The organism is Wolbachia endosymbiont of Drosophila seguyi (assembly GCF_028981765.1).
Taxonomy (GTDB): domain Bacteria; phylum Pseudomonadota; class Alphaproteobacteria; order Rickettsiales; family Anaplasmataceae; genus Wolbachia; species Wolbachia pipientis.
Genome location: NZ_JAPQLM010000096.1, coordinates 1 through 6,847 on the forward strand (window position 1 = coordinate 1; position 6,847 = coordinate 6,847).

The 6,847-nt window shown below is 36.1% G+C and carries 5 protein-coding genes; 3 read left to right on the forward strand and 2 right to left on the reverse strand.

What is annotated here, in order from left to right; genetic code table 11:
- Window positions 1-1,174 (forward strand): glycosyltransferase family 2 protein (locus OZD62_RS02080; protein ID WP_275019331.1); only part of this gene is annotated, 1,174 nt, incomplete at its 5' end.
- Window positions 1,156-2,184: a COX15/CtaA family protein gene (locus tag OZD62_RS02085; RefSeq protein WP_275019335.1), complete on the forward strand. Its 1,029-nt coding sequence runs from the start codon at window positions 1,156-1,158 to the stop codon at window positions 2,182-2,184. The genes OZD62_RS02080 and OZD62_RS02085, both read left to right, overlap by 19 nt.
- Here the strand turns inward: OZD62_RS02085 and OZD62_RS02090 are convergent.
- Complete coding sequence (locus OZD62_RS02090) at window positions 2,133-4,208, reverse strand: acetyl-CoA carboxylase biotin carboxylase subunit (protein ID WP_275019332.1); 2,076 nt, start codon at window positions 4,206-4,208, stop codon at window positions 2,133-2,135. The genes OZD62_RS02085 and OZD62_RS02090 overlap by 52 nt on opposite strands.
- A gap of 72 nt (window positions 4,209-4,280) precedes the next feature.
- The gene (locus OZD62_RS02095; protein ID WP_275019333.1) at window positions 4,281-5,036 is read right to left on the reverse strand and encodes an ankyrin repeat domain-containing protein; all 756 of its coding nucleotides are present in this window, start codon (window positions 5,034-5,036) and stop codon (window positions 4,281-4,283) included.
- Window positions 5,037-5,185: 149 nt separating this feature from the next.
- On the opposite strand from OZD62_RS02095, the gene gltX reads away from it, so the two are divergent.
- Window positions 5,186-6,607, forward strand: a complete 1,422-nt coding sequence (gene gltX, locus OZD62_RS02100; protein WP_275019334.1) for a glutamate--tRNA ligase — start codon at window positions 5,186-5,188, stop codon at window positions 6,605-6,607.
- The last annotated feature ends 240 nt before the right edge of the window (window positions 6,608-6,847 follow it).

Sequence of the window (6,847 nt, forward strand, 5' to 3'; positions counted from 1 at the left end):
TAGTTATTTATTCAAGTTTATAGCTACAGTTTTTAGCTTATGTGAAACCTCTAATCAAAAAGTGGATTATAGTAAGCTGAATGAAGAAGATTTTCCTATATATACTATTTTATTGCCTGCTTTTAAAGAAAGTGCAGTGATAGAGCAATTGATCGAAAGCATTGAAAGTTTGGATTATCCAAAATCAAAATTAGATGTGAAGCTTCAGGTAGAAAGTGATGACCAAGAAACGCTAGCAGCTATAGAAAAGTACACTTTACCGCAGTATTTTGAAGTAATAAAGGTGCCTCATTCTTTGCCTAGAACAAAAGCCAAGTCATGCAATTATGCTATGAGCTTTGCTAGAGGAAAGTATGCAGTAATATATGATGCGGACGATAAACCAGACCCATTGCAGTTAAAAAAAGCACTGATTGAATTTAATAAGGACGACGATAAGCTTGCCTGTGTACAGGCGAAATTAAATTACTACAATTGTGATTATAATTTTCTCACAAAATTCTTTTCTCTGGAGTATATGAACTGGTTTCAATACTTATTGCCTGGATTCCAAAAAATGAACATGCCGATACCTTTGGGTGGTAGCAGTAATCATTTTTCAGTAAAAATTCTAAAAGAAGTGTTTTTCTGGGATGCTTATAGTGTTACCGAAGATGCTGACCTTGGTTTGAGACTTGCGCAAATGGGATATAAAACCAGGATGATTGACTCAGAAACATTGGAAGAGTCACCAATTGCTGTATTTGCTTGGATTAAGCAAAGAGCGCGCTGGATCAAAGGCTATATGCAAACTTATATTGTTCATTTAAAAAATATAAAGTCACTTTATAAACACACTGGATTTAAGGGAATTTTGCGATTGAATCTTTTTGTTGGCTCTGCAGCTTTTATATTTTTTACTACTCCATTTTTACTGCTTTCATTGATATTAACTAAAGTTTTAAATGAATTATTTTTGTACTACTTTGTAGTGGTATACGTTACTAACCTGATTCTTTTGGTAATAGCTGTCAAACAGCAAAAGATGCCTTTTTATTTTTATATAGTATCGATATTTTTTCCGGTCTATAGTCTGCTACATAGTGCTGCAGCTTTTCTTGCCTTATGGGAATTTATTCTTTACCCTGAGCGATGGAACAAAACTCAGCATGGTTTATGGAAGCAAAACCTGTAGCTATTTGGCTTTTTCTCTGCTCGGTCATGGTAGTTCTCATGGTAGGGATTGGTGGATTTACCAGACTTTCAAAAGCAGGATTGTCAATCACGGAGTGGAAACCCATTACTGGAACATTACCACCACTGAGTGAACAAGACTGGCTACAAGAAAAATTAAAATACGAAGCTACACCTGAATATAAAGCACTTAACTATGGTATTAGTATGGAGGAGTTTCGCGCTATATACTTAATAGAATATGTACACAGATTGGTTGCAAGACTAACAGGTTTAGTTTTTGTCCTGCCATTTATATATTTTACATTAAGAAGAAAAATATCTAAAAAGGTAGTAATAAAGCTATTTGTGGCATTATTATTTGGAGCTTTACAAGCTTTTGCTGGTTGGTATATGGTAAAAAGCGGCTTGGTAGCTAAGCCTCATGTTAGCCACTATAGGCTCGCACTTCACTTATTATTAGCATTAATTATCTTTGCATTATTTTCATATCAATTTTTTGATTACCAAATCAGGCCAAAGCAAACTAAACTTAAGATTAGTTGTAACACCAAGTACTACGTAGGAATTATTTTAGTTCTGATCATGATACAAATAATTTTCGGCGCATTTGTTGCAGGATTAAATGCTGGTCTAATTTACAATACCTTTCCACTAATGGACGGACAAATCGTTCCAGAAGATTTATTTTTCTTACAGCCTACATGGCTGAATATCTTTGAGAACAGAGCGACAGTGCAATTTATACATCGAGCACTGGCATTGCTAATACTAACTTTGGTAGTAATACTCACAGTAAAAAATGCTAGCATAAAACCGGTATATATTATGCTGCTCTCCGTCGTCATTCAGATCATTTTAGGTGTAATTACTCTATTATTGCACATACCAATAGCCATTGCCATAGCTCATCAAGTGTTTTCATTTATCTTGTTTGGGTCAAGTTTGTACTTCTTATGTTATTTAAGAAAGCAGACTACATCACCAATCTGCACATTTTTTCCTTCTTGAACGGGAATATTTTTTATCACCATTGCTGCTTCAGCACATATGATATTTTCCATTTTCATTGCCTCCACCACAAATAAAGGTTGTCCTATTTCCACCTGATCTCCTACATTTACGTGCAATTTAACTAATAAACCAGATATTGGGGATTTTACAGCATCTGCTGAAATCCCTTCTGTTTCATTATTTAGCATTAACCTACTTAATTCAGCTACATGAGGCTTAAATATACAACACTCAGCTTTCATGCCTGCATGCCTTATGAAGTACTTGCTGCCTTGTCTTTCTATTTTAAGTGCTATATTGGTATCGTCATTAATTGTGATATATAGCAATCTATAACTTGATTTCCACTTGCCTATAACGGAGTATTTATTGTGATTATATACCGTTATTAATATATTATCTTGGTATTTTGCATTTACGGAGTACTCATTGTCATTTATATTCACTATGAATAAATCTCTTGCACGGTCACCTGCCATCCGAGTAGCTGATACTGGTGCCCCTTCTTTTTTACTAGATTCCAGTGTCACGCACTGGAATGACACCTGAGATGTTTCATTCACTGCTTTATGATGGTACCTTTCTTCATTTTCCAAATGAACATATAACGCAGTGAAAATAAATATTTTAATATACTCCTCTGTAACAAAATCGCCGTGAAACCCACTAGGGTAATGATCTGGAATGAATCTCGTATGGAGCTTTGCTGCGATAAAATTTGGGTGATGGAAGATGGATTCTAGAAATTCTATATTATTTGTTACTCCTTCTATATAGCATTCAGACAATGCTTTTTGCATTCTGCTGATCGCTTCTACTCTATCTTTTCCATATGTTATCACTTTGGCAATCATCGAATCATAGAACATGCTAATTTCTGAACCTGCAGCAACTCCATCATCTATTCTTACATAATCATTTTCACCCGGTTTATCGTAATATTTTATTCTTCCGCTGGAAGGGAAAAATTTCTTCGATGGGTCTTCAGCGCAAATTCTACTTTCTATTGCAGAACCAGTAAGTTTAATATCATCCTGATTGAATCTCAATTTCTCTCCACAGGAAGTTCTAATCATTTCTTCTACTATGTCTATTCCAGTTATAAATTCTGTTACTGGATGCTCAACTTGCAATCTCGTATTTACCTCAAGAAAATAGAAGTTTTGGTCTTTATCTACAACAAACTCAACAGTGCCTGCTGAAAAATAGCCAACTTGCTTTGCCAGAGAAACACATTGAACATACATTTTTTGTCTTACTTCTTCACTAATGAATGGACTTGGCGTTTCTTCTATTATTTTCTGATTATTCCTTTGTATCGAGCATTCTCTTTCTCCAAGACAAACTATATTGCCATATTTATCTGCTATGATTTGTATTTCAATATGTCTTGGCAACTCTATATATTTCTCTATAAAGATACTGCCATCCTTAAAACTTTTCTCTGCTTCATTTGTGGCTGATGTAAATGCTAGTTCAATTTCTTTTTTGGAGTTTACAATTCGCATTCCTTTGCCACCACCGCCTGATGCAGCTTTGAGCATAACGGGAAAACCGACCTCTTTAGCAACTTGAGCTGCGTGGGCAGCATCGCTGATCTTACCCATATATCCTGGCACTACATTCACTCCAGCTTTTCTTGCAGCTTCTTTTGCTGTTATTTTGTTGGCTGTAACTTCTATTGTTTCTGCACTGGGACCGATGAAGTCTATATTATGTTTTTGAAGAGCACGTGGAAAATCTGGATTCTCTGCTAAAAAACCATAGCCAGGATGAACTGCCTCAGCACCTGTTTCAACTGCTACTTCACATATTTTTTCAATGTTTAAATAACTGAGGCAAGATGGCGAAGGGCCGATATATCTTGACTCATCTGCTTGTCTTACATGCACAGAATTTACATCTGCATCCGAGTATATGCACACACAAGATATACCCATCTTATGGGCAGTTCTGATAATCCTGCAGGCAATCCCTCCTCTGTTTGCTATTAAAATCTTACTGTACTTCTTTTCTATCATCGTATGAGTATACTTTCTGAAGTTAAGAAAGTAAATTTCTATATCATTGCCTGCAAGTAATTTCTAGCTTCATCAAACACCTAAACTTTCTCCTGCAAGTTGTACATTAGCATTTTCCACTAAAGTGCTTTCGTTACGCAAGGCATGTATCTCGCTACATGCTTTAACTGACAGGTATGTGACTCCGCCAGAAGCTATTGCAACCATCGAGCTTAGTGCAAAAGATTGAGAAACTAAAAATAAAAAGTATAAAGACAAACATAAAGCAGCGATACATGCTATCGCTCCTATTATATATAAGCACAGGTGAAACTTCTGGTTACATATAAAGCTGTCTTTTATGCCTGCGATTTGCTTAATTTCTTTCTGTTGTGCAGCATTTAAGTAATAAAGAGGAGTTTCCCCCTTCTTATTAAAAGCATAGCCTTTACTGCAGAGCGCATCTTTAATATATTTTTTATTACATTTGAGTTCCTCTTTCAATCTGCTTACTTCTTTCCGATCTCCAGCTTCTTCTGCTTTCGTAATTTTGTTATTAGCTTCCTTCTCTAAGTCATTCACAATCTCTTGTACTGCAGGCAGCAAAATTCCACTTCTTGCTGCTTCATGAAATGGATTATCTCCATATTCATTATGCGCAGTTACAGAAGCAATGTTCTTCTTACAAATGTCTACAAATTTACCTTTGTTTTGTATTCTTGCAGCTAAATGCAGGAGATTACCTGCCTGTACTCTTTGTTTTGTTTTATCAAAAGGGCCGGTGTAACGCCAATTGATATTAGCTTCATTATCTGAAAGCAATTTTGCTATATCTACAAGTCCATCCATAACTCACCTCGCTATATTCAACCGATACTAAATTGTACAACACAATTTATGAAAAACAAGTAAATTTTATCTCTCAGAACAAATAAATTCTAAATTGTTACAAACATAAATTTTAGCTATCATCATTTACATTACTGTAACAGACAAATATGCCAGGTATAGTCACGAGATTTGCTCCATCACCAACAGGATTTTTGCACATTGGAGGAGCTCGTACTGCGTTATTTAATTGGCTCTATGCAAAGCATCATGGTGGCAGGTTTTTGCTAAGAATTGAGGACACCGACAGAAAACGTTCAACACAAGAAGCAATTGATGCAATTATAGAAGGGCTAAGATGGCTCGGTATGAGCTATGATGGGGAAATAGTATATCAGTCAAAAAGAATAGAGCGGCATAAAGAAGTAGCAAACCTTTTAGTTGAAAAGGGTAGGGCGTATCACTGTTACTGCCCTGAAGATGAAGTTGCAGAAAAGAAGGCAAAAGCAAGAGAAGAGGGCAAGATATACAGGCATAAATGTACTACAAAACCTCCTTCTTGTCATCCAAGTAGCCGACACTGGAAAAATATGTGGTCACGCGCTGGAATAACATCGGGTGTGAGGTCAGTTGTCCGCTTTAAAGTGCCAGATTCGCAAGAGATCGTCATTGATGACAAAATATACGGCCAAATCAAAGTAAATAGCGACCAGCTTGATGATATAGTGATCTTACGCTCTGATAACACTCCAACATATATTTTTGCCGTGGTAGTTGACGATCATGATGCTGGAATAACTGATATAATACGTGGTTCTGACCATCTCACTAATACCTTTAAACATCTGCTAATATACCAGGCTCTTGATTTTGACATTCCACGCTTTGCACATGTGCCGCTTATCCATGGGGAAGATGGGAATAAGCTATCCAAAAGGCATGGTGCCACAAGCGTTTGCGATTATGAAAAGATGGGAATATTGCCAAAAGCGATGCGTAATTACTTGCTGAGACTTGGCTGGAGTCACGGCAACGATGAGATTATTAGCGATGAGCAAGCAATAGAGTGGTTTAATTTAGAAAGTATTGGTCGTTCACCTGCACGGCTCGATTTCAAAAAACTGGAGCATTTGAATAACCACTATATTAGTAATATGAGCAATGAAGATATTCTGACTCTAATGCTTAGAGAAAATACTCTAACTGACAAAAAAAAGGGCTATTTACTGCAGGGACTGACAGAGCTAAAAAAAAGAGCAAACTACCTGACCGAATTATTGGATTTAGCAAAATTTTATATTCAAGATCCGCCACTTGATTTAAGTGAAGAGGCTGAGCAAATTGTCAAATCTAACCTCGATATAATCAAGTTACTTGCGTCATTTCTGTCAAAGATCGGTGATGAAAATTGGAATAAGGGTTTTTTATCTTCTCAGATCAAGGAATGTGCAAAATTGCACGATATGAAAATAAGCGATGTATACCACTCATTACGCGCCCCTATAACTGGAGTAATGGATGCACCTGGAATCATTGATATCATGGTGATTCTTGGTAAAGATGAGTGTATAAGAAGGTTACAAGCAATTTAAATGAAATAAGAAAATTTCTTGACAAGCTTTGCCAGCCCCTTTATCATGACAGTGAAGCTATTGTATTTGCTTTCGCCAATCTGCAGATTAAAAGGTAAGGATTACTTAATGTATCGGCGTCTTATGTTTAATTTTTTGCAGTATATAGATACTGTATGTCTTTACAAAATTTCATCTACATCTAGATTTTTATCTAAATAAGCTGAACGCGCTTACAAAGCGTTACAAGACATCAAAAAA